The sequence below is a fragment of the Kitasatospora sp. NPDC059812 genome (genome assembly GCF_042732075.1).
Lineage (GTDB): Bacteria > Actinomycetota > Actinomycetes > Streptomycetales > Streptomycetaceae > Kitasatospora.
The window spans coordinates 1-24,276 of sequence record NZ_JBHWIO010000118.1 but is presented as its reverse complement, the minus strand read 5'-3'; the positions used below and the strand labels follow the sequence as shown (position 1 = coordinate 24,276).

The window sequence follows — 24,276 nt, the reverse complement described above, 5'->3', positions numbered from 1 at the left end:
GGGGGGGGCGGGGGGGGGCGGTGCGGGGGGGGGGGGGGGGGGTGTGGGCGCCCCCGGCCGCGTGTGGCGCGATATATGCTTGGGCGGGTCGACGGAATGTCGACCGGCAATTCCATTTCCGGCGAGGCCATGACGGGAATCGAACCCGTGTACACCGCTTTGCAGACGGTTCCCTAAGCCACTCGGGCACACGGCCAGTGAATTCATAGTGGCGGAATGCGCGGGGGGCCGTCAACGGTGGAATGTAAATTCTGTATGGCGGCTTGTGCTACGGTCGGAACCAGGTGGTCGGTTGCCCGGCCGCCCCGGACGAGCGCGTCGTACCCGGTGACGACAAGACGGCGCAGTTCAGCGGCAATCCGGCCGCTGTGGACTGCGGAGGTAGGCCGTCATGGCATGGCTCGTTCTGATCATCTCGGGTGTCCTGGAGACCGTGTGGGCGGTGGCCCTGGAGTCGTCCAAGGGCTTTTCCCGGCTCACCCCCAGCCTCGTCTTCGGTGTGACCCTGCTGCTGAGCATGGGCGGGCTGGCGTACGCGATGCGCACCATTCCGATCGGCACCGGCTACGCGGTCTGGGTCGGCATCGGCGCGGTCGGCACCGCGCTCTACGGCATGGCCGTCCTGGGGGACGCGGTGACGGCGGCCCGGATCGGCTGCCTGCTGCTCATCGTCTCCGGCGTGGTCGGCCTGAAGGTGCTCCACTGACCGCCGGCTGAGCTTCCCCCTGACCCTGGTCCTAAGCCCTGCGGACTAGCTGATCACCGACTCGGGTCAGGGGTCATGAAGCCAGACGGCCCTTACGATGTTACGTATGACCACTGCCTCCCCCACCTCGGTCGACTCCGCCCCGATACCCTCCGAACCCGACCCCGGTGGCGGGGTCCTCAGTGGCCGCTACCGCGCTCTGACGTTGGGGATCGTGTCGGTGGTCCTGGTGATCGCCTTCGAGGCGACCGCCGTCAACACCGCGATGCCGACCGCGGCCCGCCAGCTGAACGGCATCGGGCTGTACGCCTTCGCCTTCTCCGGCTACTTCACCACCACGCTGTTCGCGCTGGTCGTCTCCGGGCAGTGGTGCGACCGGCGCGGGCCGTTGCAGCCGCTGTTCACCGGCATCGCGGTGTTCGGCGTGGGCCTGGTGGTGGCCGGGACGGCGCCGGGCATGTGGGTGTTCGTGGCCGGGCGGGCGGTCCAGGGCCTGGGCGGCGGGCTGGTGATCGTCGCGCTGTACGTGGTGGTCGGCCGGGCGTACCCGGAGCGGCTGCGGCCGGCGGTGTTCGCGGCCTTCTCCTCGGCCTGGGTGCTGCCCTCGATCATCGGGCCGCTGGTCTCCGGCGCGATCACCCAGCACCTCGGCTGGCGCTGGGTGTTCCTGGCCGTGCCGGTGCTGATCCTGCTGCCGCTGGCCGTGATGGGCCCCGCGCTGACCCGCTCCGAGCGGGAGCACCCGGTGGCCAGGGGCGCGGAGTTCGACCGCCGGCGCACCCTGCTGGCCGCGATGGCGGCGCTCGGTGCCGGCCTGCTGCAGTACGCGGGCGGGCGGCACGACCTGATCGGGCTGCTCCCCGGGACCGTCGGGGCGGCGCTGCTGGTGCCGGCCGTCCTGGGGCTGTTGCCCGAGCGGACCCTGCGGGCCGGTCGGGGGCTGCCGGCGGTGATCCTGCTGCGCGGACTGGCGGCCGGGGCGTTCCTCGGGGCCGAGGCCTTCGTCCCGCTGATGATGACCACCGAGCGCGGCCTCTCGCCGACGATGTCGGGGCTCACCCTGACCAGCGGCGGGCTCACCTGGGCGCTGGGCTCCTGGCTGCAGGGGCGGCCGGGGGCCGAGCGCTACCGCGAGGCGATGATCCGGGGCGGGTTCGTGCTGACCGCGGTGGCGATCGCGGGCGCCGCGCTGGTGCTGGTCCCGGCGGTGCCGGCCTGGGTGGCGGCGGTTGCCTGGGGTATCGGCGGCATCGGGATGGGACTGACGGTCGCGAGCGTCAGCGTGCTGATGATGAAGCTCTCCGCGCCGGAGGACGCCGGGGTGAACTCGGCGGCCCTGCAGATGAGCGACGCGCTGGGCAACGTCCTGCTGACGGGCCTGGCGGGAGTGATGTTCGCGGTGCTGGGCGGCGGCTCGCTCGCCGCCGCCCACGAGGGTGTCGGGGCCGCCGGCTCGTCCGGTGCCGCCGGGTCGCCCGTGGCGTTCGCGGTGATCCTGCTGGCCATGGCCGGCGTGGCGCTGCTGGGGGCGCTGCTCTCCGGCCGGGTCCGGACCAGGTCCTGAGGGTCAGCCGGCGGCGGGCACCGGCGGTGCCCCGGGGGTGCCGAGGAAGGCCTCCCAGCCGCCGGTCGGCGCCTGGCCCGGGGCGAGGCCCTGGAGCTTGCGCAGCACCGCCGGGTCCTGGGCGTCCAGCCAGTCCACCAGTTGGCGGAACGAGACCAGCCGGACCTCCGGCTTGTCCGCGATGGTCCGGAGCACGTCCTCGACGGCGTTCATGTAGATGCCGCCGTTCCACTCCTCGAAGTGGTTGCCGATGACGTACGGTGCCCGGTTGCCGTTGTAGGTGCGGTCGAAGCCCAGCAGGTAGGAGTCGCGGGCCTGGGCCTGGAAGCCCGGGTAGAGCGCCGGGTCGGCCTTGGTGTTGGGGCCGCACTGGTTGTACATGATGTTGTAGTCCATCGACAGCACCTGGAAGGTGTGCCCGGGGAAGGGGATGGACTGCAGCGGGAGGTCCCAGAGCGCGCCGCCCTGGATCTTCTGCGGCCACACCTGGGTGCCGTTGCCGCTGCTGTCGTAGCGCCAGCCGCGCTTGACCGCGGTGGGCAGCAGGTTGCGCTGGCCCTCCAGGCAGGGGGTGCGGCTGCCGATCAGCTCCCTGTGGTAGTCGAAGGGCAGCGCCGGCAGGTCGGTGAAGCCGGTGTTGGTGCGCCAGTTCGTCACGAAGTCCATGGCCTGCTGGATCTCGCTGTCCCACTCCTCCGGGGACCACTTGCCGACGCCGGTGGAGCCGCAGAAGTGGCCGTTGAAGTGGGTGCCGATCTCGTGGCCCTCCAGCCAGGCCGCGTGCACGTTCTCCAGGGTGTCGTGGATGTGCTGGTCGGTGAGGTAGCCGATCTCGGAGGCGCCGACCTTGTGCTGCGGGGGGCGGTAGAGGTCCTTCTTGGACTCGGGCAGCAGGTAGAGGCCGCTGAGGAAGAAGGTCATCGAGGCGTTGTGCTCCTGCGCCAGCCGGCGGAAGCGGGCGAACAGGCCGTTGTCGAGTTCGCCGGCGCCGTCCCAGGAGAAGACCACGAACTGCGGCGGCCTCTCGCCGGCCTTGAGCCGCTCGGGGGTGGGCTGGTGGGGCTGGGCCCCGGTGTCGGAGGTGGAGCCGTCGCCGATCAGGACGGCCTGCGGCTCGGCGGTGTCCGTGGGGCCGGCACTCTCGTCGACGGCCGCGCCGGTGGGGGGGACGGCCGAGCCGATCATCGGCTTGTCGGCGCTGTTGCTTCCACAGCCGGTCGCCAGGGTGGCGGCGGAGGCCGCACCGGCGGCCAGCAGGGTGCGGCGGGAGAGAGCGGCCATGGTCACTCCGTTCATGAGGCGTTCGGCAGGCGTACAGGCGTGCGGAAATCCGGTCGGACAAGTGGGGTGATAGAACCCGTGACCGGGTCAGCATGCCAGCTGGGCCCGATCGGTCGACGAGGCGCCACCCGAGGTCGTCATCGATCGCCCGATTGACGCAACCGGACAGGCCCCCCGCGCCGTCGAAGCTCGTACCGAGGCGTTCCGGTGGCGCCGTCACCTGGGAAACGGCCGTCGCGTTCCGTCACCGGGTGCCCACTGGGCGCACGGATTCGGGCGATTGCCCTGCCGAACGGGGGGTGTCATTACGCCCATCGTGTGGACGTGCTTTAAGGTCCGATCCGATTGAATTGTTTCCCAGGAAACTCCCAGGATCGGGAATCCGTCGGTAGAGGGGAGCGCCCGTGGGCGTCCAGCAGAGCAGGAGCCCGTGGCCGGGCACCCTGGCGGCCGGTGCCGCGCTGGTACTCGGCGCCTGGCTGCTGCACGACGGCGGGCAGGGCGCGCTGCCGCCCGCCCCCGGCAGCACCCAGACGCTGTCCGGCTTCGCCCCGGTCTCCGTCGCCCCGCCACTGGGCCCGTCCGACCCCACCCGCATCCGCATCCCGGCCGTCCGGCTGGACGCCCCGGTCACCGCGCTCGGCCTCGACCCCGACGGCCACCTCCAGGCCCCGCCCGAGGCGGACCGCAACCTGGCGGGCTGGTACCGCGGCGGGGCCAGCCCCGGGCAGCGCGGCACCGCCATCCTGGCCGGGCACGTCGACAACAAGGCCGGCCCGGCCGTCTTCTACAACCTGGGGGCGCTCCGGCGCGGAGACCGGATCGAGATCGCCCGCGCGGACGGCGCCATCGCCGTCTACCAGCTGTACGCCATCGAAGTGCACGACCGAAAGGACTTCCCGGACGACCGGGTCTACCGCCAGGCCGCCGACGCTCAGCTGCGGGTCATCACCTGCGGCGGCGCGTACAGCGCCGAGCACGGCTACGAGGGCAACGTCGTCGCCTACGGCTTCCTGGCCGACACCACCCGGCCGGGCAAAGCCGCATGACCACGCTGACCCTCGCCACCCGCTGGAACCCGATCGACTGGCCGCTCACCCACGGCCCGATCCCGTACGCCGTGCTCGCCGCGGGCTGGGGGTCGCTGGTCCTGCTCGCGTTCTCCCGCCACGAACGCTGGCGGGCCCCGCGCCTCTTCGGCGCCCTGATGCTGGCCGGAACGCTCACCGCCCTGGTGAAGCTCGGCGTCGACGGCTGGTGGCACCCCTTCCCGGAGGGCACACCGGACTTCGTCCTGCGCTGGATAGCCGTCGCGCTGTTCGCGATATCCCTGGTCTGCTTCCGCGCGCCGCTGCTCGCCGTCCGCCGGCGGCTGCTGGCGACCGGAGCCGCCGTCCTGGTGCTGCTGATGGCCGCCTCGCAGGTCAACCGGGGCTTCGACCAGTACCCGACCGCCCGGGCCATGCTGGTGCCCGGGGTCCAGGCGCTGACCACGGGCAAGGTGGCCAGCACCGTCGCCGCCTCGCCCGGCAAGCCCGTCGAGGAGCTCTGGCACGCGCCGCCCGGCCTGCCCGCGAAGGGCACCCTCTCCACCGTGACCATCCCCGGCGCCAAGTCCGGCTTCACGGCCCGCGACGGGTACGTCTACCTGCCGCCCGCCTACCAGGCCAACCCCCGGCCGCTGCTGCCCGTCGTGGTGCTGCTGCCCGGCCAGCCCGGTGCCCCGGTGGACTGGATCACCTCCGGGGCCATCCAGGAGACCTTGGACGCCTTCGCCGCCGACCACCAGGGCCTCGCCCCGATCGTGGTGGTCGCCGACCCCACCGGCAGCCCGTTCACCAACACGCTCTGCATGGACTCCCGGATCGCCAAGGCGCACACCTACCTGGCCACCGACGTCCCGGACTGGATCCACCACAACCTGCAGACCGCCACCGGCCGGGGCGCCTTCGCCATCGGCGGGCTCTCGCTCGGCGGCACCTGCTCGCTCCAGCTGGCCGTCAACGCACCCGGGGTCTACGGCACCTTCCTGGACATCTCCGGCCAGGACGAGCCGACCCTGGGCGACCGCGGCGAGACCGTCGACAAGGCCTTCGGCGGTGACGAGGCCGCGTTCGACGCCGTCGACCCGGTGCACGTCATGGCCCGGCAGAAGTTCCCCGACACCGCAGGCATGTTCGTGGTCGGCGCCAACGACCCGGACTTCCGACCCATGCAGGAGAAGGCCTATGCGGCGGCACAGGCGGCCGGAATGAAGGTCGGCTACCAGACCATCCCCGGCTGGCACAGCTGGGTGGTGTTCCGCCAGGCCTTCGAACAGAATCTGACCTGGCTCTCCCAGCAGACCGGACTGATCCGGTGATCCGGCTCCCCGCGGCCCCCGCGCCGGCCAAGGAGCAGGAGTGGCCGTCGGACCGCGCGCCGGTCGCCGGAACGCCGGAGCCGCGCCCGCAGCGGGCCTGGCGGGCCACCCGGACGTTCGGCGTGTGGCTGCGCTCGGCGCCGCTCACCCTGGTGCTGCTGGCCGGGCTCTGGGCGCTCGGCGCGGCCACCGGCAGCCTGGCCCACGGGCCGTCCGAGCGGCTGCTCGACCGGGTCGGCGTCGGCGTGCCCACGCTCGCCGAGGGCCACTGGTGGACGCCGTTCACCTCGCTGTTCTGGTGCTCCGGCCTGGGCTCGTACGTGTTCACCAGCCTGCTGCTGGTCCTGGTCGGCCCGGCCGCCGAGCACCGGCTCGGGTGGCTGCGCACGCTCGCGGTACTGGTCGGCGGGCAGCTGGCGGGCACCCTGCTCGGCACCGGGCTGATCGCGGTCGGCTCCCGGGTCGGCGAGCAGTGGACCGTCTCGGTGGCCGACCAGACCTCGGTCGGCCCCGGCGTCGGCCTGTTCGCGCTGGCCGGGGTGCTCGGCTACCGGCTCACCGTGCTCTGGCGCCGCCGGCTGCACCTGCTGGTGCTGCTCGCCCCGCTGGTCATGACGCTCTACGTGGGCCACCTGCAGAGCGTCCAGCGGTGCGCCGCCGCGTTCGTCGGGCTGGGCGCCGGCGCGCTGCTCGCCCGGGGCGGGCTGCACCTGCGCACCCACCGCTCCTCGCACTCCGAGACCCGGGTGCTGGTGGCGCTCTGCCTGGTCGCCGCCGCCCTCGGGCCGCTGATCGCCTCGCTGTACGACAACGCCAGCGGGCTGTTCAACACCTTCTCCGAGCTGTACTTCTCGCACCGGCTCAGCCCGGAGGAGGTGGCCGACTTCTGCGCGCTGTCGGCGCACGACTGCGCCCGCGCGCACGCCGTCGAGCGGATCTTCGACACCCCGGGCCGGCTGATGGCCGCGCTGTTCCCGGCGCTGCTGCTGGTCCTGGCCGAGGGGCTGCGCCGGGGGCTGCGGCTCGCCTGGCGGATCACCGTCGCCACCGAGCTGCTCTGGGCGGCGCTGCTGGGCTGGCTGTACCTCGACTCCGGCCCGGTCAGCGGCGACGTGGTCCAGTACTTCGTCGAAGCGCTGCTGCTGCCGCTGCTCACCCTGGGCCTGCTGCTGGCCACCCGGCAGCGCTTCCGGCTGCGGCTGGCCGGCCGGGCGGTGCTGCGGCTGGGCGCGCTGCTCGGCGGCGCCGCCCTGGCGGCCTCGGCCGCGTACGTGGGGCTCGGGCGCCTCGCGGCCGACCAGTTCGAGCCGGGGGCGAACATCCGCCGGCTGCTGCACGGGCTGCCCGCGCAGTTCCTGCCGCCCGCCTACAACGACCTGCTGCCGGACTACCCGATCGCGGTCGGCCCGGTGGCGCTGTTCCTGGAGACGTACTGCGGGCTGGCCTTCTGGGTGGTCGCGCTGACCGCGCTGCTGCTGGCCTTCCGCCGGCCGGTGCTGCACACCGACGCGGAGGCGGCCGCCCGGGCCAGGGCGCTGCTCACCGCGTACGGCGGCGGGACGCTGTCCTTCATCACCACCTGGGACGGCAACCACTACTGGTTCGACGAGGAGGCCCGGGCGGCCGTCGCCTACCGGGTGCACAACACGGTGGCGCTGACCACCGGCGACCCGTTCGGCGCGCCGGAGGCCCGGGCCCGGGCGGTGGCCGGGTTCGCCCGGTTCTGCGACCAGCGCGGCTGGACCCCGTGCTTCTACAGCGTCTCCCCGCAGACCCGGGAGGCCACCGCGCAGCTCGGCTGGCGCTCGGTGCAGGTCGCCGAGGACACCGTGGTGGCGCTGCCCGAGCTGGCCTTCACCGGCCGCAAGTGGCAGGACATCCGGACCGCGCTGAACAAGGCCGGCAAGCAGGGCATCACCGCCGAGTGGTGGTCCCACCACGAGGCGCCGCGCGCGCTGCGGGACCAGATCCGGGCGATCTCCGAGGAGTGGGTCTCCGAGAAGGGCCTGCCCGAGATGGGCTTCACGCTCGGCGGACTGGAGGAGTTGGACGACCCGGACGTACGGGTGTTGATCGCGGTGGACGAGCAGCGCGTCGTGCACGGGCTGACCAGCTGGATGCCGGTGTACGAGAACGGCGTGCCGGTCGGCTGGACGCTGGACTTCATGCGCCGGCGCTCGGACGGCTTCCGCGGCGTCAACGAGTTCCTGATCGCCTCGGCCGCGCTGGGCTTCAAGGAGGAGGGCGCGCGCTTCCTGTCGCTGTCCGGCGCGCCGCTGGCCCGCTCCGGGCAGGACGAGGAGCCCTCCGGCCTGCAGCGGATGCTGGACTGGATGGGACGGGTGCTGGAGCCGGTGTACGGCTTCCGCTCGCTGCTCGCGTTCAAGTCGAAGTTCCAGCCGGAGTACCGGCCGATGTACATGGCCTACCCCGACCCCGCCGCGCTGCCGAGCATCACCCGGGCGATCGGCAAGGCGTACCTGCCGCACCTGACGCCGGCGCAGGGCGTCCGGCTGATGCGCAGGCTGTCGGGCTGAGGCGCCCCGGGCCCCGGACCCGGGTGACGGCCGGAAGCGCGGTGGCGCCCCCGGACGCCGGCCCCGCGCGCCGCTCAGCCGAGCAGTTCGGCGAGCGCGCGGTCGGCGTCCAGGTGCAGGTGCTCCTCGCCCTCGGGGACGAGCAGCCGGCTGCGCCACAGGAAGCGGCGCAGGTCGGTGGTGTCGAACTGGAGCAGCGCGGTGCCCTCCGGCGCCCGCAGTTCGACCATGGTGCGCCGGCCGACCGCGGGCCGGACGTGGACGTCGCCGACGCCGGCCGGCAGCTCAAGGCCGGCCGAGAGCAGCTGGCGGGCGAAGACCCAGACGATGTCGTCGGCGCCGTCCGCGCCCGGGCCCGCGCCGCCGTCCGCCGGTTCGTCCAGCGAGAACTCGGCGGGGAAGGCCATCCGGACGGCGAGCGGGTCCTCCGGCAGGTAGCTCAGGACCACCCGCAGCCGGACGGAGCGGTGGAGCGAGAGGATCAGACGGGCCTGGACGGTCTCTTCGGCGGCGGTGTGCACGGCGAGTCCCTTCGGGTCGGTGTGAGGCCGGTCGACAAGGGGGAGGGTTGGGGCGGCCTCACCCTGGTGAGAGTCCCGGGACCGGCCGTGATTACTCGGTTTCGGAACCGATCGGATGTGATCCGGGTCACGTCGATTTCCGGCCGCCCGGGCCCGGCGCGGAGCCTCGCCTGGCCGCCCCGACGGCGCCGGGCCGGTACGCTGGGCGGGTTGTCCGATCGCCGCCCTTCCGCGGGGCGGGGCTGAGAAACCGCCCCTGACCTGCGATGATCCCCCCTCGGAGACCGTGAGTACTGCCGCCGCCTCCTCGATGCCGCTGTTCTCCGACGTGTCGGAGCCGCAGGCGCCCGCCCGGGGTGCCGGACCCGCCGCGTCCGCCGCCTCGCACCACCTCTCGCCGGCCTTCCCCGGCCGCGCCCCCTGGGGCACCGCGGGCAAGCTGCGGGCCTGGCAGCAGGGCGCGCTGGACAGGTACATCGAGACGCAGCCGCGCGACTTCCTCGCGGTCGCCACCCCGGGCGCCGGTAAGACCACCTTCGCGCTCACCCTGGCCTCGTACCTGCTGCACAACCACCTGGTGCAGCAGGTGACCGTCGTCGCGCCGACCGAGCACCTGAAGAAGCAGTGGGCCGAGGCCGCCGCACGGATAGGCATCCGGCTCGACCCGGCCTACTCCTCCGGCCCGCTCTCCCGGGACTACCACGGCATCGTGGTCACCTACGCGGGCGTCGGGGTCAACCCGATGCTGCACCGCAACCGGACCGAGGCGCGCAAGACCCTCGTGATCATGGACGAGATCCACCACGCCGGCGACTCCAAGTCCTGGGGCGAGGCCTGCTTCGAGGCCTTCGAGCCGGCCACCCGCCGCCTGGCGCTGACCGGGACGCCGTTCCGCTCCGACACCAACCCGATCCCCTTCGTCCAGTACGAGGCCGGCGGCGACGGCATCCGCAAGTCCGTCGCCGACTACACCTACGGCTACGGGCACGCGCTCGCCGACCACGTCGTCCGCCCGGTGATCTTCCTCAGCTACAGCGGCAACATGCGCTGGCGCACCAAGTCCGGTGACGAGCTGGAGGCCCGGCTCGGCGAGCCGATGACCAAGGACCTGATCGCCCAGGCCTGGCGCACCGCGCTGGCCCCCCAGGGCGAGTGGATCCCGTCCGTGCTGCAGGCCGCCGACCGGCGGCTGTCCGAGGTCCGCAAGGCGATCCCGGACGCCGGCGGGCTGGTCATCGCCACCGACCAGAACACCGCGCGCGCCTACGCCAAGATCCTGCGCGAGATCTCCGGCGAGAAGGCCACCGTCGTGCTCTCCGACGAGACCGAGGCCTCCCAGCGGATCTCCGACTACGCGGCCGGGGACTCGCGCTGGATGGTCGCGGTCCGGATGGTGTCCGAAGGCGTCGACGTGCCCCGGCTGTGCGTCGGGGTGTACGCCACCTCGATCTCCACCCCGCTGTTCTTCGCCCAGGCCGTCGGCCGCTTCGTACGAGCCCGCAAGCGCGGCGAGACCGCCTCGGTGTTCCTGCCGACCATCCCGACGCTGCTCGGCTTCGCCAACGAGATGGAGGTCCAGCGCGACCACGTGCTGGACCGGCCGAAGAAGGAGGGCGAGGGCCTCTTCGACGAGGAGGACCGGCTGCTCGCCGAGGCCGAGCGGGCCAACGACGGGCCGGACGGCGCGGGCGGCGACGAGTTCTCCTACGAGGCGATCGGCTCCGACGCGGTCTTCGACCGGGTGCTGTACAACTCCATGGAGTTCGGCATGCAGGCCCACCCGGGGAGCGAGGAGGAGGACGACTACCTCGGCATCCCGGGCCTGCTGGAGCCGGACCAGGTGCAGATGCTGCTGCAGAAGCGCCAGCACCGGCAGATCCAGCGCAGCAAGGGCAAGCCCGCCGAGGAGGCCGACCTGCTGGAGCTGCCGGCCGAACAGCGGCCGGTCGTCACCCACCAGGAACTCCGGGAGCTGCGCAAGGAGCTGAACGCGCTGGTGGCCGCCTGGCACCACCGCACCGACCAGCCGCACGGAACCGTTCACAACGAGCTGCGCCGCCAGTGCGGCGGCCCGCTGACCGCGCAGGCCACCGCCAACCAGCTGAAGGCGCGGATCGCCAAGATCCGCGAGTGGGCGAAGTAGCCGCGGAATCGGTCGCGGAATCGGTCGCGGGAACGGCACGGCGCGCGGCCGCGGGCCGGCCGCCCCGCTCCCGTGTGTCCGGACTCCGGAGCGCGGCCGGACCCGCGCGCTGACGGGCCCGGAGAAATACGGGCATTTGTCCCGGTTCCGTCGCGCTGTTGAGAACGATCACGCCCGAATTTTGGACAACCACTTCCGTCACGACATTTCCTTCACTACCTTTCCCCCACGCTCTTCCACCGGGCAACCCCCACAGGACGGGCGCCGCAGGACCGCACGCACGTCAAGGACGACACCGCGAGCGGTCCGAGCGCGGCCACCCCACCTGCGCGCGACACCGAACCCGGTCCGGCGCCGCCTGCCCCCGCGAGCGCCGCGGAAAGGATGCCCGTCGTGACTGCCGAGACCTCCCAGACCCTGGACCGTGGCGTCCGGGTCCTCAAACTCCTCGCCGACTCCGAGCGCGGGCTCACCGTCACCGAGCTGGCCGCCCGACTGGCCGTCAACCGCACCGTCGTCTACCGGCTGCTGGCCACCCTGGAACAGCACGGCCTGGTCCGCCGGGACATCGGCGGCCGCGCCCGGGTCGGCCTGGGCGTCCTGCGCCTGGCCCACCGGGTGCACCCGCTGCTGCGCGAGGCCGCGCTGCCGGCCCTGCGCAGCCTGGCCGAGGACCTCGGCGCCACCGCCCACCTCACCCTGGTGGACGGCAACGAGGCGCTGGCCGTCGCCGTGGTCGAGCCGAGCTGGACCGACTTCCACGTCGCCTACCGCACCGGGCTGCGCCACCCGCTCGGCGAGAGCGCCGCCGGCCGGGCCATCCTGGAGGCGCGCACCTTCCCCAGCCAGCGCCGGCCGGAGCAGGGCTTCGTCATCACCCGTGCGGAGGAGCAGTCCGGGGCCTGCGGCGCGGCCGCCGCGCTGATCGGACTGAGCGGCATCGAGGGCAGCGTCGGCGTGGTGATGCTGAATGGGATGGTCCCCGAGCGGGTCGGCCCCCGGGTGGTGGAGGCGGCGACCGAGGTCGCCGACGCGCTGCGGTAGGCCGGCACGGGCCCCGGTGTGTTTGGATTCCCCTTGTGTCCGACACCAAGCTGCCCAAGGCCCTCACCTCCCCGCGGACCCGCGCGCTCACGCTCTGCGGGGTGCTGGTCGCCGCGCTGTTCGGCGTGGCCGCCTTCGTCCCGCTGCCGTACACGCTGACCTGGCCGGGCCTGACCGCGGACACCCTCGGCACGTACAAGGACAAGCCGGTCCTCACCGTGACCGGGGCGCCGCTGCGCACCACCGAGGGCGAGCTGCGGATGGTCACCATCTCGGCCACCAACCCGGGCGAGAAGACCACCTTCTGGCGCGCGCTCCAGGCCTGGTTCGACCAGGACGAGGCGGTGCGCCCGACCGACACGGTCTACCAGCCGGGCAACCCGGCCAAGGCCGAGGAGCAGACCGCCCAGCAGATGGCCGAGTCGCAGAACAGCGCCACCGCCGCCGCGCTCGGCTACCTCCACCTCTCGCCGGACCAGGTCAAGGTGAAGGTCGACCTGGGTGACGTCGGCGGTCCGAGCGCCGGGCAGATGCTGGCGCTGGGCATCATCGACAAGCTCGCCGGCGACGGCAAGGGCGGCGACCTCACCGGCGGGCTCACGATCGCGGGCACCGGCACCATCGACGACCAGGGCGTCGTCGGCGCGGTCGGCGGCGTCCCGCTCAAGACCCAGGCGGCCGCCCGGGACGGCGCGACGGTGTTCCTGCTGCCCAAGGACGAGTGCACGGACGCCAAGGTCAACACGCCCAAGGCGCTGCGCCTGGTGCCGGTCGGCACGCTCGGCGAGGCGGTCTCGGCACTGGAGGCGCTGAAGAGCGGCGGCAGCGTCCCCAGCTGCTGACCGGGGCGCAGGCCGCTGCCGCCGGGCGCGGGCCCTACTCGGCGGCGGCCTGGTCCACCAGCGGCAGGATGCGGTACGGCACCGGGTTCTCCAGCGCGATCGCGGTGGCCGAGCGGACGATCCCGTCGAAGCCCACCACCCGGTCGATCACCCGTTGCAGATCGGCGTTGGAGCGGGCCACGATTCGCACCATCATGTCCCCGGCCCCGGTGATGGTGTGCAGTTCCAGCACCTCCGGCACGCTCGCCAGGTGCGCCCGGACGTCGGCGCCCTGGCCCTGGGAGATCTCCAGGGTGGCGAAGGCCGTCACCGGGTAGCCGAGCGCCGCCGGGTCGACCTCCGGGCCGAAGCCGCCGATCACCCCCTTGGCCTGCAACCGGTCCAGCCGGGCCTGCACGGTGCCCCGGGCGACCTGGAGCCGGCGCGAGCACTCCAGCACCCCGATCCGGGGCTCCTCGGCGAGCAGCCGGATCAGCCGGCCGTCCAGTGTGTCGATCGAGTCGTTCCCGCCGCCTGTCCCGGGGGCGGCCGAAGCGCCCGGCGGAGCGGGGGAGTTGGGCGAGCCGGGGGAGCTCGGGGACTGGGCGTGGGGCATCGCGGCTCCGTCCTCCGGTGGGCAGTGTGTACAGCGGCGCCGCCGATTCTCCCGCCCCGGCGCACAGCTTGACCAGGAGGAAACGGAACAGTTGCGCGCCGGTCGGCTCGGCGCCACCCTCCAGCCACAACGCCGTGCGCCGGGCCCCACACCGGCGCACGGTCGCACCCGCCGTGGTCCGCACGCCTACCGGGAGGGCCGTCATGACCGACACCGCCGCCGAACCCGTCCTGCTCGCCGCAGGGCTTGGAGAGTCCGCCCCCCTCCCGATGGGCCGCGCCGACGCGGTGGTCTTCGCGGTCGGCGACGCCGAGCGGGCCGCCCGCCGCTACACCGCCGCGCTCGGGCTGCGCTGTACCGCGTACGCCGGGCCGGAGACCGGGGAGCCGGAGACGGTCTCGTACGTGCTGGACGCGCCCGGGACCAGGATCGTGCTCACCTCGCTGGTCCAGGTGATCGGCCCGCGCGGCCGGGAGCTGGCCGCGCACCTCGCCCGGCACGGGGACGGGGTGCTGGACCTCGCGGTGAGCGTGCCGGACGTCTTCTACGCGTACGACTACGCGGTGGACCGGGGCGCCCTGTCGCTGGCCGAGCCGTACGAGGCGCGGGACCGCTTCGGCACGGTGGTGCTCGCGACGATCGGGGTGCCGGGCGGGACCAGGCACACCCTGGTCGACCGGTCCGGCTACGCCGGGCCGTACCTGCCGGGGTACCTGCCGTTCGAGACCTGGTGAGGGGGGCTCAGCGGATGGCCGTCTCGACCACCGGCGGGTGGCCGTTCCAGTAGACGAAGACCGAGTTGGCCTGCTCGCCCTTGGTGAAGTCCACCCGCATCCACTGGTCGCCGTTCCACACCTGCATCTGCCAGCCCGGGTCGGGGGTGGCGGAGACCAGCGAGGCCTTGTCGGGGCGGATGTCCAGGGCGACCTTGCCGCCCGGCACCGGGTAGCTCTTCACGGAGGACGTCACGGAGGACGTCGCCGTGGTGGTGGCGGAGGTGGGGCGGCGGGTGGCCGGCGGGGAGGCGGCGGAGAGGGTGGTGGCGGGGGCCGGCCCGCGCGTCGTCGTCGTGGCGGCCGTCGGGGAGGCCGGTGGTGGTGCCGGGGCCCCGGTCTGGGTGGCCGACCGCGGCTGCTCGGGGGTGACGGTCGCGGTGTGCGGCGTGCCGTCGGCCCTCGGCGAGGGCAGCGGCAGGGCCGTGGGCTGCTCGAACGCGGCGCCGGTCAGCACCGCGTGCACGCCGAGCCAGGACAGCGCCACCGCCGCCCCGGTGGCCGCCGCCCAGGCGCCGAGCTGTACCAGTCCGTTCCGCATCGTCCGCTCATCCTGCCGTATTCCGGGCCTGTGCAGCCGGGCAGCCCCGTTATTAGTCAGGGGAGTTGCACAATGTCCGGAGGCCACCCCGAGGTACAGACCACTGCCCGTCGATGGCGTACCGTGCAGGGCCATGGCAACAGTGCTCGTGGTCGAGGACGACCCCTTCGTACGATCCGCCCTCATCCGGCACCTGACCGACACCGGTCATGCGGTCCGCAGCGTGGGCACGGCACTTGAGGCGCTGCGGGAGGTCGCCCAGGTCGGCTGTGACCTGGTGATCCTCGACCTGGGCCTGCCGGACCTGGACGGCAGCGAGGCGCTCAAGATGATCCGGGGCCTGACCAATGTGCCGGTGATCATCTCGACCGCCCGTGACGACGAGGCCGAGATCGTCCGGCTGCTCAACGACGGCGCCGACGACTATCTGGTGAAACCTTTCTCCGGGGAACACCTCAGCGCCCGGATGGCCGCCGTGCTGCGCCGGCTCGGCGGCGGCGCCGCCCCCGTCGCCCAGGTGCTGCGGGTCGGCGGCCTCGCCATCGACCTCCAGCGCCGCGAGGCCTCGCTGGACGGGCGGCTGCTCGACCTGACCCGCCGTGAGTTCGACCTGCTGGCCTTCCTGGCCGGGCGCCCCGGCGTGGTGGTGCCGCGCAAGGAGATCCTGGCCGAGGTCTGGCAGCAGACCTACGGCGGCGACCAGACCATCGACGTCCACCTGTCCTGGCTGCGCCGCAAGCTCGGCGAGACCGCCTCCAGCCCCCGCTACCTGCACACCGTCCGGGGAGTCGGGGTCCGGCTGGAGGCCGCCGGGGGACTGGCGGAGCACCGGACATGAGGAGGTTCGGGCGCTCGCTGCGCTGGGCCCTGATCAAGGCCGCCGTCGCCGGGACCACCATGGTCGCGCTGGCCTTCCTCATCCCGCTCGGCCTGATGGTCCAGCAGACCGCCCGGGACCACGCCTTCACCGCCGCCGAGCGGCAGGCCGCCGCGCTCGGCCCGGCCCTCGCCATCACCACCGACCAGATCGCCATCGACCGCGCCCTGGCCAGCACCGACGCCGGCGGGCAGGGCCGGATGGCGGTCCACCTGCCCGCCCCGGCCGCCCCGGACGCACTCCCCGGCGCGGGCGGCCCCGGCGGGCCCACCATCGGCGAGGCCCGGGCCGCCGCCGGCGACGTGTCCACCGCCGGCGGCCAGGGCCGCTCCTTCACCGTCGAGGTGCCCGGCGGCTACGCGCTGCTCCAGCCGGTCGCGGTGGACACCGGGCGCACCGCCGTGGTCGAGGTGTTCGTCGCCGACGGCGACCTCACCCGGGGCGTCTCCACCGCCTGGCTGGTGCTCTCGGGCGTCGCGCTCGGCCTGGTCGCCATCTCGGTCCTGGTCGCCGACCGGATGGGCGGCCGGATCGTGGCCTCCGCCCGGCGGCTCGCCGGCGCCGCCCGCTCGCTCGGCGCCGGCAACCTCGCCGTACGGGTCCCGGTGGACGGCAAGCAGGCCGCCGGCAGCCCCGAGGAACTGCGCGAAGCCGCCCACGCGTTCAACACCATGGCCGACCGGGTGGTCCAACTCCTCGCCGCCGAACGGGAACTGGCCGCCGACCTGTCCCACCGGCTGCGCACCCCGCTGACCGTGCTGCGGCTCAACGCCGCCTCGCTCGGCGAGGGCGACGCCGCCGACGCCACCCGGCACGCGGTCTCCCAACTGGAGCGCGAGGTCGACCAGATCATCCGCTCGGCCCGCCGCGACCCCGAGGACGTGCCCGCCGTCGCGGTCGGCTGCGACGTCGCCGAGGTGGTCCGCGAACGGGTCGGCTTCTGGTCCGCGCTGGCCGAGGACGAGGGGCGCCGCTGGCAACTGGCCGGCGCCGACCGGGCGACGCCCGTCCCGGTCCAGCGCGCCGACCTGGCCGCCACCGTCGACGCGCTGCTCGGCAACGTCTTCCGGCACACCGCCGTCGGCACCGCCTTCTCGGTGGACGTGCTCGCCACCGAGACCTCGGTGATCGTCCTGGTCGGCGACGCCGGCCCCGGCTTCAGCGACCCGGCCGCCGCCCTCAAGCGCGGCGAGGGCCACGGCGGCGAGGGCTCCACCGGGCTCGGCCTCGACATCGTCCGCAAACTCGCCGAGTCCACCGGCGGCGACCTGGCGCTCGGCCGCTCCGCCGTGCTCGGCGGCGCCGAGATCCGGCTGCGGCTGCGGACCCGCCCGGACGGCACCCCCGCGCGGGCGGGGCGGCGGCGCAGCCGGGGCGCGCTGTTCCAGAAGTGACCGCTTCCTCGGTCTCTTCCTCGGTCTCTTTCCCTCGGCCTCGGCCCGGGGGAATCGTGGTGGCCGGTTTCGCACGCACGCGCCTGACGCCCCGCCAGTTTCCGGATCTTCCTTAAGCGTGTCCTAAGGGAGTTCTTCCCCTCGCTCAGCCCGCCGGTTCGGCCCCCCGGCCGCCGCTAGCGTCGGTCGCGCCGGTCACCCGACCGAGCCGGGCCGGCCGCCCGGACGTCCGCACGCACCCGCGCCCGGACCGCGGCCGACCGACGGCACCCCGGAGGTAACGCGCCATGACCACCCAGCCCAACCGCCGCCCAGGCCGCCGCAGGCGCAGCCGCAAGGGCGCGATCGTCGGGGCCTCGGCGGTCGCCGCCGCCCTGGTCGCGGGCGGTGTCGTCGTCCTCGCCTCCTCGGCCAGCGCCGCCTCGCTCGGCGCCGTCTACAGCCGGACCAGCAGCTGGGACTCCGGCTACACCGGCCAGTACCTGGTCACCAACCCGGACAGCGGCCCGATCGAGGACTGGACGCTCAGCTTCGACCTCCCGGCCGGGGCGAAGATCGACTCACTCTGGAACGCCACCTTCACCGCCGCCGGCCAGCACGTCACCGTCAAGCCGGAGGCGTGGAGCAAGCGGCTGGAGCCCGGCAAGAGCGTGGTGGTCGGCTTCGTCGCCCAGGGCGCCGGCGCCGCGCAGGCCGAGCCCGGCAACTGTCTGATCAACAACACCTCCTGCAAGGCCGGCGACGGCACCGCGCCCACCCCCTCGGGCCGCCCGACCGCGACGGCGGCGCCCACCACTGCGCCGACCAGTCCGGTGTCGACCAGCCCCGTGCCGACCACTCCCGTGCCGACCCGGACCGGGACCGGCACCCCGGCCCCTACGGCGACTGCCACCGCGAAGCCGACCACCCCGACGCCGACCCGCACCCCGACCGCCACCCCCACGGCGACCGGTGTGCCCGTACCCCCGGCCGGCGCCGGGGCCGGCTTCGCCCCGTACGTCGACACCTCGCTCTACCCGCCGTACGACCTGGTCGCCACCGCCAAGGCCACCGGGGTCAAGAACTACACCCTCGCCTTCGTGGTGTCCGGCGGCGGCTGCCAGCCCAAGTGGGGCGGCGTCAGCGATCTGTCCGCCGACGCGGTGGCCGCCCAGATCGGCGCCCTGCGGGCGATCGGCGGCGACGTCCGGGTCTCCTTCGGCGGCGCCAACGGCAGCGAGCTGGCCCTCGCCTGCGGCTCCACCGCCGACCTGGCCGCCGCCTACCAGAAGACCGTCGACGCCTACGGTCTGACCAGGCTCGACTTCGACGTCGAGGGCGGCGCGATCGCCAACACCGCCGCCAACACCCGCCGCGCCCAGGCCATCGCCCAGCTGCAGAAGAACGCCGCCGCCCAGGGCAAGGCGCTCGACGTCTCCTTCACGCTGCCCGCGCTGCCCTCCGGCCTGACCCAGGAGGGCGTCAACCTGGTCGCCGACGCCAAGAACAACGGCGTCGCGATCGGCGCGGTCAACATCATGGCCATGGACTTCGGCGACGGCGTCGCCCCGAACCCGCAGGGCCAGATGGGCAAGTACGCGATCGCCGCGGCCACCGCCACCCAGGCCCAGGTCAAGAGCGTGCTCGGACTGGACGACGCGGCCGCCTGGCGCAAGGTCGCCGTCACCCCGATGATCGGCGTCAACGACGTCGCCAGCGAGGTCTTCACCGTCGCCGACGCCAAGCAGCTCGCCGACTTCGCGGCGTCCAGGCACATCGCCTGGCTGGCGATGTGGTCCGGCACCCGCGACAAGGCCTGCGACGGCGGGGCCAAGGCCTACGCCGACGCCAGCTGCAGCAGCATCGTCCAGCAGCCGCTGGACTTCACCCGGGTCCTCGGCGCCTACACCGGCTGAGGTGCGGGGCCACTGAGGCCCTGAGCCTTCCCCCCGGTGGCCCCGGCCGTCCGTGCTCCGCCCGCAACGGAGTACGGCCGGTCGGGGCCCATTCGTCACCCTGCGTGACCATCCGTGCCCAGGCCCGGTCGGCCCGCATCCGGTATCGTCGGCGATTGGTCGAGTGGTGGACGGAGTGGACTGGTGACAGCGGTGCAAGACGAGCGCAGCCCGGTGCGGACCGCACCCGACCCCGCGCCCGCCCCCCTGTCGGACCGGCTGCGGACCGCGCTCGGCGCCCCCGTCCGCGCGCTGCGCGAGGCCCCCCGCCGACCGCTGCTGGCCGCCGCGGCCCTGGCGCTCCTGTCCCTGGTCGTGTACGCGGTGGTCCGCCACTTCGTCAACACCTCGATGGTCGACATGATCGTCTATCGGGCCGAGGGTGCCGCCGTGGCCAACGGCACCGACCTGTACGCACTGCGCGTCACCGAGTGGAACCTGCCCGCGACCTACCCCCCGTTCGCGGCCATGCTGTTCGTGCCCACCACCTGGTTCCCGGTCCCGTTCCTCCGGGTGGCGATCACTCTCGGCAACCTCGGGCTGCTCGCCCTGCTGACCCACCTGTCCTTCAAGCTGGTCGGCTGGCCGCGCCGCGAACTGCGGCCGATCGGCGTCATCCTGGTGACCGGCCTCGGCGTCTGGCTCGAACCCGTCTTCACCACGCTCCGGTACGGCCAGATCAACCTCGCGCTCGCCTGCCTGATCCTCTGGGACCTCACCCGTTCGGACGCCCGCCGCAGCAAGGGCATGGCGATCGGCATCGCCGCCGGCCTCAAGCTCACCCCCGGCCTCTTCGCCGTCTACCTGCTGATCACCGGCCGGGTCCGGGCCGCCTTCGTGGCCGGCCTCACCTTCCTCGGCACCTTCCTGATCGGCGCCCTCGTCCTGCCCGACGCCACCTGGGGCTTCTGGACCAAGTACCTCTACGACTCCTCCCGGGTCGGCAAGACCGAGATCGTCGACAACCAGTCGCTGCGCGGCGCCCTCGCCCGGCTGCTGCACACCGCCGACCCCGGCACCCTCGCCACCCTCGCGGCCGGCCTCGTCGCGGTGGCCGGCCTCGCCGTCGCCGCCTGGGCCCACCGCAGCGCCCGCTGGCTGCCCCGGGCCGAGGCTTGGGGCGTCTGCTGCGCCGCCGTCACCGCCGTGCTGATCTCACCGATCAGCTGGACCCACCACTGGGTCTGGTGCGTGCCGCTGCTCGTCCTGCTCGCCACCGAGGCCTCCGTCGAGCACGCCCGCCCGGTCGGCGTCCGCCGGCTGCGCTGGCGGGCCGCCTTCTGGGCGACGCTGCTCGCGTTCCTCTCCTTCGCGATGTGGGCCGCCAAGCCGCTCGGGCCGGCCGTCCTCCACATGGCGCCGCTGCGCCAGCTGCCGACCTCGGTCTACCCGTGGGTCGGGCTCTGCTTCCTGCTCGCCGCCGCCATCCGGATAAGGGCCCGGCGACGCTCCGCCGGGGCACCGCTGGTCCGGCTGCCCGGACAGCGCGACGGCGGTGGCCCGGACGCCACCCGCGGCCGTCAGCAGGCCCCCGCGGCCCGCTGAGCCGGCGGGGGCGCGGCTCCCGTCGCGTCGCGCGGTCCCGGCCGGGTGCGCGGCCGAGGCTTTGTGCCCGTTCGCGGGCGTGCGCGTGCTCACGCAAGCAGGTCCGCGAGCGATCCGTCCATGTCCAGCGCGGCCATCTCGCTGCCCGGCGGGACCAGCCGGTGGGCCCGCTCCAGCCAGGCCGCGACGACCGGCAGCGGCGCCTCCAGCAGGGCGTCCCCGGCCGGGGAGCTCAGCGCCAGGCAGAGCACGCTGCGCCGGCCCGAGCGGGTCGGCCAGATCCGCACGTCGCCCTGGCCGCACGGCCGGAAGGTGCCTTCGACCAGCAGCTCGCGGGCGAACACCCAGGTCACCGGGGAGCCGGTGTCCAGGTGGAAGGTGATGTGCACCGCGTACGGGTCGTGGCTGCCGTAGGACAGCCGGGCCGGGACGGGGACGCTGTGCTCGGGGGAGAGCACCAGGTTCAGCTCCAGTTCGTGCTCGACCACGCTGGTGGGGCGCTCCATGATCGTCTTCCTCTCTGCCTTCGATTCCTGCCCGGTTCCGGGCCTGGTGACCTTTGAGAGGGCGGTCCACGCCGGCTCTTACACACGTTTCCGGGATTTCTTCGGGAAGTTCGACGAGGGGGGTGAGGCGAGGGGTGGTGACCGGTGGGGGCCGCGGCGCGCGGACACCCGCCGCACGCCGGGACGGTTCGGCCGCCCCTACCTCGGAGGGCCCGCCGCTGTCAGGTGATTGACCAACTTTCCGTCGGCGCCACGACGAGGCACTACCCTTTGTGACTACCCGGCGACTGTCCGCCTACCAGCGGTGCCCCCACCCACGCGCGCCGGGCGGCTCGCGGGTGCGCCGGGCGGGCGTGCCGTGTCGGCCCCGCCAGGACCCGCCAGGAGAGAAGACCCCCATGACGGACCGCCCCTTCGCCGGCGCCGGCGACCCGGCCGTCGGACCCGAGCCGGGCTACTACCCCGACCCCTCCATCCCAGGCTTCGTCCGGTACTGGGGCGGCTCGGCCTGGGTGCCGGGCACCAGCCGGCTCGCACCCGCCGAGGGCGAGGTGATGGAGCCGCCCCGGTTCGCGTCCCGGCGGCCCGCCGCCGGCGCGGCCGGGACGGCGCGGGTGGTGCCGCCACCGGTGCTGCCGGAGCCGGCCGTTCCGGAGGCGGCGGCCCCGGAGCCGTCCTGGGGTGGGGCCGCGCACGGTGGGGGCAGGGGCGGGGACACCGGGCCGGTGTACCTCGACCAGACCACGGGCGGGGCGAAGTTCGTCCTCGGGTCGCGGGCGGCGGAGGTGATCGGCGGGCCGGTGTTCCGGATGGTCGGGGAGCCGGGGGCGTCCGAGAGCCCTGAGGTGTCTGGACTGGAGATGGCAGTGGTCGAGGTGCCGGTCTTCGACGAAGCGGTCCTCGACGAAGCGGTCCTGGGCGAGCCGGTGGTCGAGGTTTCGGCGGTGGGGGGTGCGGCAGGCCAGGGTGAGGCGGAGGAGCCCGGCTGGCAGGTCGTTCCGCAGGCGCAGCGGGGGCTGATGGAGGCGGATGGCGAGCCGCACCGGGTCTCCTGGGGGGTGCTTTCGGGGGCGCCCGACGGGGAGGAGGGGCGCGTGAGGGAGGTCCGCGCTTCGGTTGCTGTTCCGGTCCGGGCTTCGGCCGGCATGCCGGCCGCCGCTTCGGTCGGGGTGGAAGTGGCCGCCGTCTCCGGAGCGCCCGCGACCGTCCCGGCGGCGGTGGCCGTGCGGGAGGCGCCGTCGCCAGTTGCGTCGCCCGTCGCGACGTCCGTTCCGGCGGCTGTGTGCGGGGCCGGGCGTGCCGTCGAGCCCGCGTCCGAGCCCGAGCCCGCCGTGCCGGCCCCGGCCGCGCCGGTCGCCGCCGGAGCGGTTCCGGCCCGAGCCCCGGGCCGGAACCCCGCGTCCGCCGCGTCCGCCGCGTCGCTGCCGGTCGCGCGCCCGGCCCGGGAGGCCGTCGCACGGCGCCGACCCGCCCCGACGGCGCCCGCCCCCACCGTGCCCGCCTCCGCGACGCCCGCCGGACTCGGGCGTCGGCTGGCCGCGCGCGCCGTGGACACCGTCGTACTCCTCGTGGTCGCCGTCGCCGCCGGAATCCCGCTCGGCCGCTCGGCGTCCGAGCACCTCCAGCAGAAGCTCGACCAGGCCCGGATGGCCAGTTCCCTCACCCGGCGCCAGGTCCAGGTCTGGCTGGTGGACGACGTGGTGCTGGGTAAGGTCGCGGTCCTGCTCGGCATCCTGCTCTTCGTCAGCCTGCTCTACGAGGTGCTGCCGACCGCCCGCACCGGCCAGACCTTCGGCAAGCGACTGGCCCGGATCCGGGTGGCGGACGCCGCCGCCCCCGGCGCCCGGACCAGGCTGAGCCTCGGCCGCTCGCTGCTCCGATGGGCCGTGAGGCAGCTCGGCCTGCTGCTGCTCCTCGGCCTGGTCTGGCCCCTGTTCGACCGCCCGGCCCGGCGTGGCTGGCAGGACCGGGCCGCCCGTACCCGGGTGGTCCGCGACTGAGGCCTCCCGGCGTGGCGGCCGGCTCCGGGCGCGGAGGCACCATCCGACGCGGAGGCACCATCCGGCCCTGGCGGCAAAACGGACAGAATGTCCCAAACCGCGAGAATGTGTGATGTTCTACTCGACGGATGAGCACTCACGACCCCTCAGGCTCCCAGCCGGAGGGGGGCGGCCAGCCCTCCTTCGACAAGCAGTCCCCGCAGCCGGGCGGCGGCACGCCGGAAGACCGGCCGTCGGACCCGAACCCGTCGCCCGCCCCGCCGCCCACCGGCGGCCCGTCCGACGGCACCCCCAGTACCCCGCCCGAAGGCCCCGGCGCGTACGGCGGCACCTACGGCGGCCCGACCGGCGGCCAGAGCCCGCCCGGCGAGAACCCCTACGGCCAGAAGCCCTACGACCAGCCCCCGCCCGGCTACGGCCCCACCGGCTACGGAACCCCCGGCGCCGGGCCCGTCCCCGGCATGCCGCCGATCGGCAGCTGGCCCAGGCGCATCCTCGCCCGCCTGATCGACTACCTGCTCGTCCAGGCCGTCGCCGTGATCGTGGTGGCCCCCTTCGCCGACTTCGGCAACCGCTCCGGCGAGGTCGGCGCATTCTGGCTCGGCTGCGGCATCTACCTCCTCTACGAAGGCCTGATGCTCGGCCGGGACGGCCAGACCCTCGGCAAGAAGGCGATGCACGTCCGTGTCGCCATGCTGATCGACGGCAACAAGCCCACCCAGAGCGCCGCCTGGACCCGCGCGGCCGTCTACATCCTCCCCGCCGTGATCTGCTGCGCCGCCTTCTGGTGGATCATCGACGGGATGTTCGGCGTCTTCGACAAGCCCTACCGGCAGTGCATCCACGACAAGGCCGCGAAGACCGTGGTGGTCACCACCGACTGACCGGCCGAGCGGGGCCGCGACGCCCGGCGGCGGACAGGACCTAGCGTTGCTAGGGCGTGTCTTCAAACTCCCGCCTGCGCGCCGGCGTTGGGGCACGCACCTCGCCGCGTTGTCGTCAGTCGCCGATGCTCCGCATGGACTCCCTCCTCCGCCTTGCGATGCACGCACCCCAACGCCGCCACGCCCGCCCTCCGGGCGGACGACGGGAGTTTGAAGACACGCCCTAG

General features: G+C 73.9%; 21 protein-coding genes, 1 tRNA gene and 1 riboswitch. Of the genes, 16 read left to right on the top strand and 6 right to left on the bottom strand.

Annotated elements, in window-relative coordinates; genetic code table 11:
- Window positions 1-124 precede the first annotated feature (124 nt).
- A tRNA-Cys gene (locus ACFV6D_RS35710) sits at window positions 125-196 on the bottom strand.
- An 85-nt stretch (window positions 197-281) separates the two neighbouring features.
- Window positions 282-348: riboswitch (guanidine-III (ykkC-III) riboswitch) on the top strand.
- Window positions 349-391: 43 nt separating this feature from the next.
- On the opposite strand from ACFV6D_RS35710, the gene ACFV6D_RS35705 reads away from it, so the two are divergent.
- Both ACFV6D_RS35705 and ACFV6D_RS35700 read left to right on the top strand, forming a co-directional pair.
- Window positions 392-706, top strand: a complete 315-nt coding sequence (locus tag ACFV6D_RS35705) for a multidrug efflux SMR transporter (RefSeq protein ID WP_063349183.1) — start codon at window positions 392-394, stop codon at window positions 704-706.
- A 106-nt stretch (window positions 707-812) separates the two neighbouring features.
- A complete protein-coding gene (locus ACFV6D_RS35700; RefSeq protein WP_380562907.1) occupies window positions 813-2,270 on the top strand; it encodes an MFS transporter in 1,458 nt (485 codons plus the stop codon).
- A gap of 3 nt (window positions 2,271-2,273) precedes the next feature.
- On the opposite strand, the gene ACFV6D_RS35695 is transcribed toward ACFV6D_RS35700, so the two are convergent.
- Window positions 2,274-3,551: a hypothetical protein gene (locus tag ACFV6D_RS35695; protein WP_380562905.1), complete on the bottom strand. Its 1,278-nt coding sequence runs from the start codon at window positions 3,549-3,551 to the stop codon at window positions 2,274-2,276.
- 404 nt (window positions 3,552-3,955) lie between these two features.
- Between ACFV6D_RS35695 and ACFV6D_RS35690 the strand changes: the two genes are divergently transcribed.
- Genes ACFV6D_RS35690 through ACFV6D_RS35680 form a run of 3 tightly spaced genes read left to right on the top strand, consistent with a single transcriptional unit; the run spans window position 3,956 to window position 8,450 of the window.
- Window positions 3,956-4,600: a class F sortase gene (locus tag ACFV6D_RS35690; protein WP_380562903.1), complete on the top strand. Its 645-nt coding sequence runs from the start codon at window positions 3,956-3,958 to the stop codon at window positions 4,598-4,600.
- Entirely contained in the window at window positions 4,597-5,913 is a 1,317-nt protein-coding gene (locus ACFV6D_RS35685) for an alpha/beta hydrolase (RefSeq protein ID WP_380562901.1), read from the top strand. The genes ACFV6D_RS35690 and ACFV6D_RS35685 overlap by 4 nt, the downstream gene beginning before the upstream one ends.
- Window positions 5,910-8,450 carry a phosphatidylglycerol lysyltransferase domain-containing protein gene (locus ACFV6D_RS35680; RefSeq protein WP_380562899.1) on the top strand — a complete coding sequence of 847 codons (2,541 nt, stop codon included), beginning with the start codon at window positions 5,910-5,912 and terminating at the stop codon, window positions 8,448-8,450. Before ACFV6D_RS35685 ends, ACFV6D_RS35680 begins: the two co-directional genes overlap by 4 nt.
- A gap of 74 nt (window positions 8,451-8,524) precedes the next feature.
- Here the strand turns inward: ACFV6D_RS35680 and ACFV6D_RS35675 are convergent, their stop codons facing one another.
- Window positions 8,525-8,971, bottom strand: a complete 447-nt coding sequence (locus ACFV6D_RS35675; protein WP_063349188.1) for an SsgA family sporulation/cell division regulator — start codon at window positions 8,969-8,971, stop codon at window positions 8,525-8,527.
- A gap of 310 nt (window positions 8,972-9,281) precedes the next feature.
- Between ACFV6D_RS35675 and ACFV6D_RS35670 the strand changes: the two genes are divergently transcribed.
- The 3 genes from ACFV6D_RS35670 (at window position 9,282) to ACFV6D_RS35660 (ending at window position 13,000) form a co-directional block, all read left to right on the top strand.
- Entirely contained in the window at window positions 9,282-11,114 is a 1,833-nt protein-coding gene (locus tag ACFV6D_RS35670; RefSeq protein ID WP_063349189.1) for a DEAD/DEAH box helicase, read from the top strand.
- Between the two features lie 393 nt (window positions 11,115-11,507).
- Complete coding sequence (locus tag ACFV6D_RS35665) at window positions 11,508-12,158, top strand: IclR family transcriptional regulator (protein ID WP_063349190.1); 651 nt, start codon at window positions 11,508-11,510, stop codon at window positions 12,156-12,158.
- Window positions 12,159-12,193: 35 nt separating this feature from the next.
- On the top strand, window positions 12,194-13,000 hold the full coding sequence (locus ACFV6D_RS35660; RefSeq protein ID WP_244293447.1) for a S16 family serine protease: 807 nt from the start codon (window positions 12,194-12,196) through the stop codon (window positions 12,998-13,000).
- A 34-nt stretch (window positions 13,001-13,034) separates the two neighbouring features.
- Here the strand turns inward: ACFV6D_RS35660 and ACFV6D_RS35655 are convergent, their stop codons facing one another.
- Complete coding sequence (locus tag ACFV6D_RS35655) at window positions 13,035-13,595, bottom strand: Lrp/AsnC family transcriptional regulator (RefSeq protein ID WP_244293448.1); 561 nt, start codon at window positions 13,593-13,595, stop codon at window positions 13,035-13,037.
- A gap of 203 nt (window positions 13,596-13,798) precedes the next feature.
- Between ACFV6D_RS35655 and ACFV6D_RS35650 the strand changes: the two genes are divergently transcribed.
- Window positions 13,799-14,329, top strand: coding sequence for a VOC family protein (locus tag ACFV6D_RS35650; protein ID WP_063349191.1), 531 nt, complete (start codon window positions 13,799-13,801; stop codon window positions 14,327-14,329).
- Between the two features lie 7 nt (window positions 14,330-14,336).
- Here the strand turns inward: ACFV6D_RS35650 and ACFV6D_RS35645 are convergent, their stop codons facing one another.
- A complete protein-coding gene (locus ACFV6D_RS35645) occupies window positions 14,337-14,909 on the bottom strand; it encodes a hypothetical protein (RefSeq protein ID WP_380335208.1) in 573 nt (190 codons plus the stop codon).
- A gap of 133 nt (window positions 14,910-15,042) precedes the next feature.
- Here ACFV6D_RS35645 and ACFV6D_RS35640 point away from each other — a divergent pair, with 133 nt between their 5' ends.
- The 4 genes from ACFV6D_RS35640 to ACFV6D_RS35625 all read left to right on the top strand — a co-directional run bounded on the left by ACFV6D_RS35640 (window position 15,043) and on the right by ACFV6D_RS35625 (window position 20,659).
- Complete coding sequence (locus ACFV6D_RS35640; RefSeq protein WP_350881149.1) at window positions 15,043-15,747, top strand: response regulator transcription factor; 705 nt, start codon at window positions 15,043-15,045, stop codon at window positions 15,745-15,747.
- A complete protein-coding gene (locus tag ACFV6D_RS35635) occupies window positions 15,744-17,180 on the top strand; it encodes a sensor histidine kinase (protein ID WP_380335202.1) in 1,437 nt (478 codons plus the stop codon). Before ACFV6D_RS35640 ends, ACFV6D_RS35635 begins: the two co-directional genes overlap by 4 nt.
- A 287-nt stretch (window positions 17,181-17,467) precedes the next feature.
- Window positions 17,468-19,075: a cellulose binding domain-containing protein gene (locus ACFV6D_RS35630; RefSeq protein ID WP_380562897.1), complete on the top strand. Its 1,608-nt coding sequence runs from the start codon at window positions 17,468-17,470 to the stop codon at window positions 19,073-19,075.
- Between the two features lie 183 nt (window positions 19,076-19,258).
- Complete coding sequence (locus tag ACFV6D_RS35625; protein WP_380425611.1) at window positions 19,259-20,659, top strand: glycosyltransferase 87 family protein; 1,401 nt, start codon at window positions 19,259-19,261, stop codon at window positions 20,657-20,659.
- 89 nt (window positions 20,660-20,748) lie between these two features.
- Here the strand turns inward: ACFV6D_RS35625 and ACFV6D_RS35620 are convergent, their stop codons facing one another.
- Entirely contained in the window at window positions 20,749-21,165 is a 417-nt protein-coding gene (locus ACFV6D_RS35620) for an SsgA family sporulation/cell division regulator (RefSeq protein ID WP_063349195.1), read from the bottom strand.
- Here ACFV6D_RS35620 and ACFV6D_RS35615 point away from each other — a divergent pair.
- From ACFV6D_RS35615 to ACFV6D_RS35605, 3 genes are all read left to right on the top strand, one after another.
- On the top strand, window positions 21,164-21,394 hold the full coding sequence (locus tag ACFV6D_RS35615; protein ID WP_380562895.1) for a hypothetical protein: 231 nt from the start codon (window positions 21,164-21,166) through the stop codon (window positions 21,392-21,394). The two genes, ACFV6D_RS35620 and ACFV6D_RS35615, sit on opposite strands and share 2 nt — an antisense overlap.
- Window positions 21,395-21,563: 169 nt before the next feature.
- Window positions 21,564-23,165: an RDD family protein gene (locus ACFV6D_RS35610; RefSeq protein ID WP_380562893.1), complete on the top strand. Its 1,602-nt coding sequence runs from the start codon at window positions 21,564-21,566 to the stop codon at window positions 23,163-23,165.
- Window positions 23,166-23,293: 128 nt separating this feature from the next.
- Window positions 23,294-24,049, top strand: coding sequence for an RDD family protein (locus tag ACFV6D_RS35605; protein ID WP_063349197.1), 756 nt, complete (start codon window positions 23,294-23,296; stop codon window positions 24,047-24,049).
- The last annotated feature ends 227 nt before the right edge of the window (window positions 24,050-24,276 follow it).

Bases quoted from the DNA above. Each gene is read 5' to 3' on its own strand.
- ACFV6D_RS35705 (WP_063349183.1), top strand. From the start codon at position 392: ATGGCATGGCTCGTTCTGATCATCTCGGGTGTCCTGGAGACCGTGTGG.
- ACFV6D_RS35700 (WP_380562907.1), top strand. From the start codon at position 813: ATGACCACTGCCTCCCCCACCTCGGTCGACTCCGCCCCGATACCCTCC.
- ACFV6D_RS35695 (WP_380562905.1), bottom strand. From the start codon at position 3,551: ATGGCCGCTCTCTCCCGCCGCACCCTGCTGGCCGCCGGTGCGGCCTCC.
- ACFV6D_RS35685 (WP_380562901.1), top strand. From the start codon at position 4,597: ATGACCACGCTGACCCTCGCCACCCGCTGGAACCCGATCGACTGGCCG.
- ACFV6D_RS35670 (WP_063349189.1), top strand. From the start codon at position 9,282: ATGCCGCTGTTCTCCGACGTGTCGGAGCCGCAGGCGCCCGCCCGGGGT.
- ACFV6D_RS35655 (WP_244293448.1), bottom strand. From the start codon at position 13,595: ATGCCCCACGCCCAGTCCCCGAGCTCCCCCGGCTCGCCCAACTCCCCC.
- ACFV6D_RS35650 (WP_063349191.1), top strand. From the start codon at position 13,799: ATGACCGACACCGCCGCCGAACCCGTCCTGCTCGCCGCAGGGCTTGGA.
- ACFV6D_RS35645 (WP_380335208.1), bottom strand. From the start codon at position 14,909: ATGCGGAACGGACTGGTACAGCTCGGCGCCTGGGCGGCGGCCACCGGG.
- ACFV6D_RS35640 (WP_350881149.1), top strand. From the start codon at position 15,043: ATGGCAACAGTGCTCGTGGTCGAGGACGACCCCTTCGTACGATCCGCC.
- ACFV6D_RS35635 (WP_380335202.1), top strand. From the start codon at position 15,744: ATGAGGAGGTTCGGGCGCTCGCTGCGCTGGGCCCTGATCAAGGCCGCC.
- ACFV6D_RS35630 (WP_380562897.1), top strand. From the start codon at position 17,468: ATGACCACCCAGCCCAACCGCCGCCCAGGCCGCCGCAGGCGCAGCCGC.
- ACFV6D_RS35615 (WP_380562895.1), top strand. From the start codon at position 21,164: ATGATCGTCTTCCTCTCTGCCTTCGATTCCTGCCCGGTTCCGGGCCTG.
- ACFV6D_RS35620 (WP_063349195.1), bottom strand. From the start codon at position 21,165: ATGGAGCGCCCCACCAGCGTGGTCGAGCACGAACTGGAGCTGAACCTG.
- ACFV6D_RS35610 (WP_380562893.1), top strand. From the start codon at position 21,564: ATGACGGACCGCCCCTTCGCCGGCGCCGGCGACCCGGCCGTCGGACCC.
- ACFV6D_RS35605 (WP_063349197.1), top strand. From the start codon at position 23,294: ATGAGCACTCACGACCCCTCAGGCTCCCAGCCGGAGGGGGGCGGCCAG.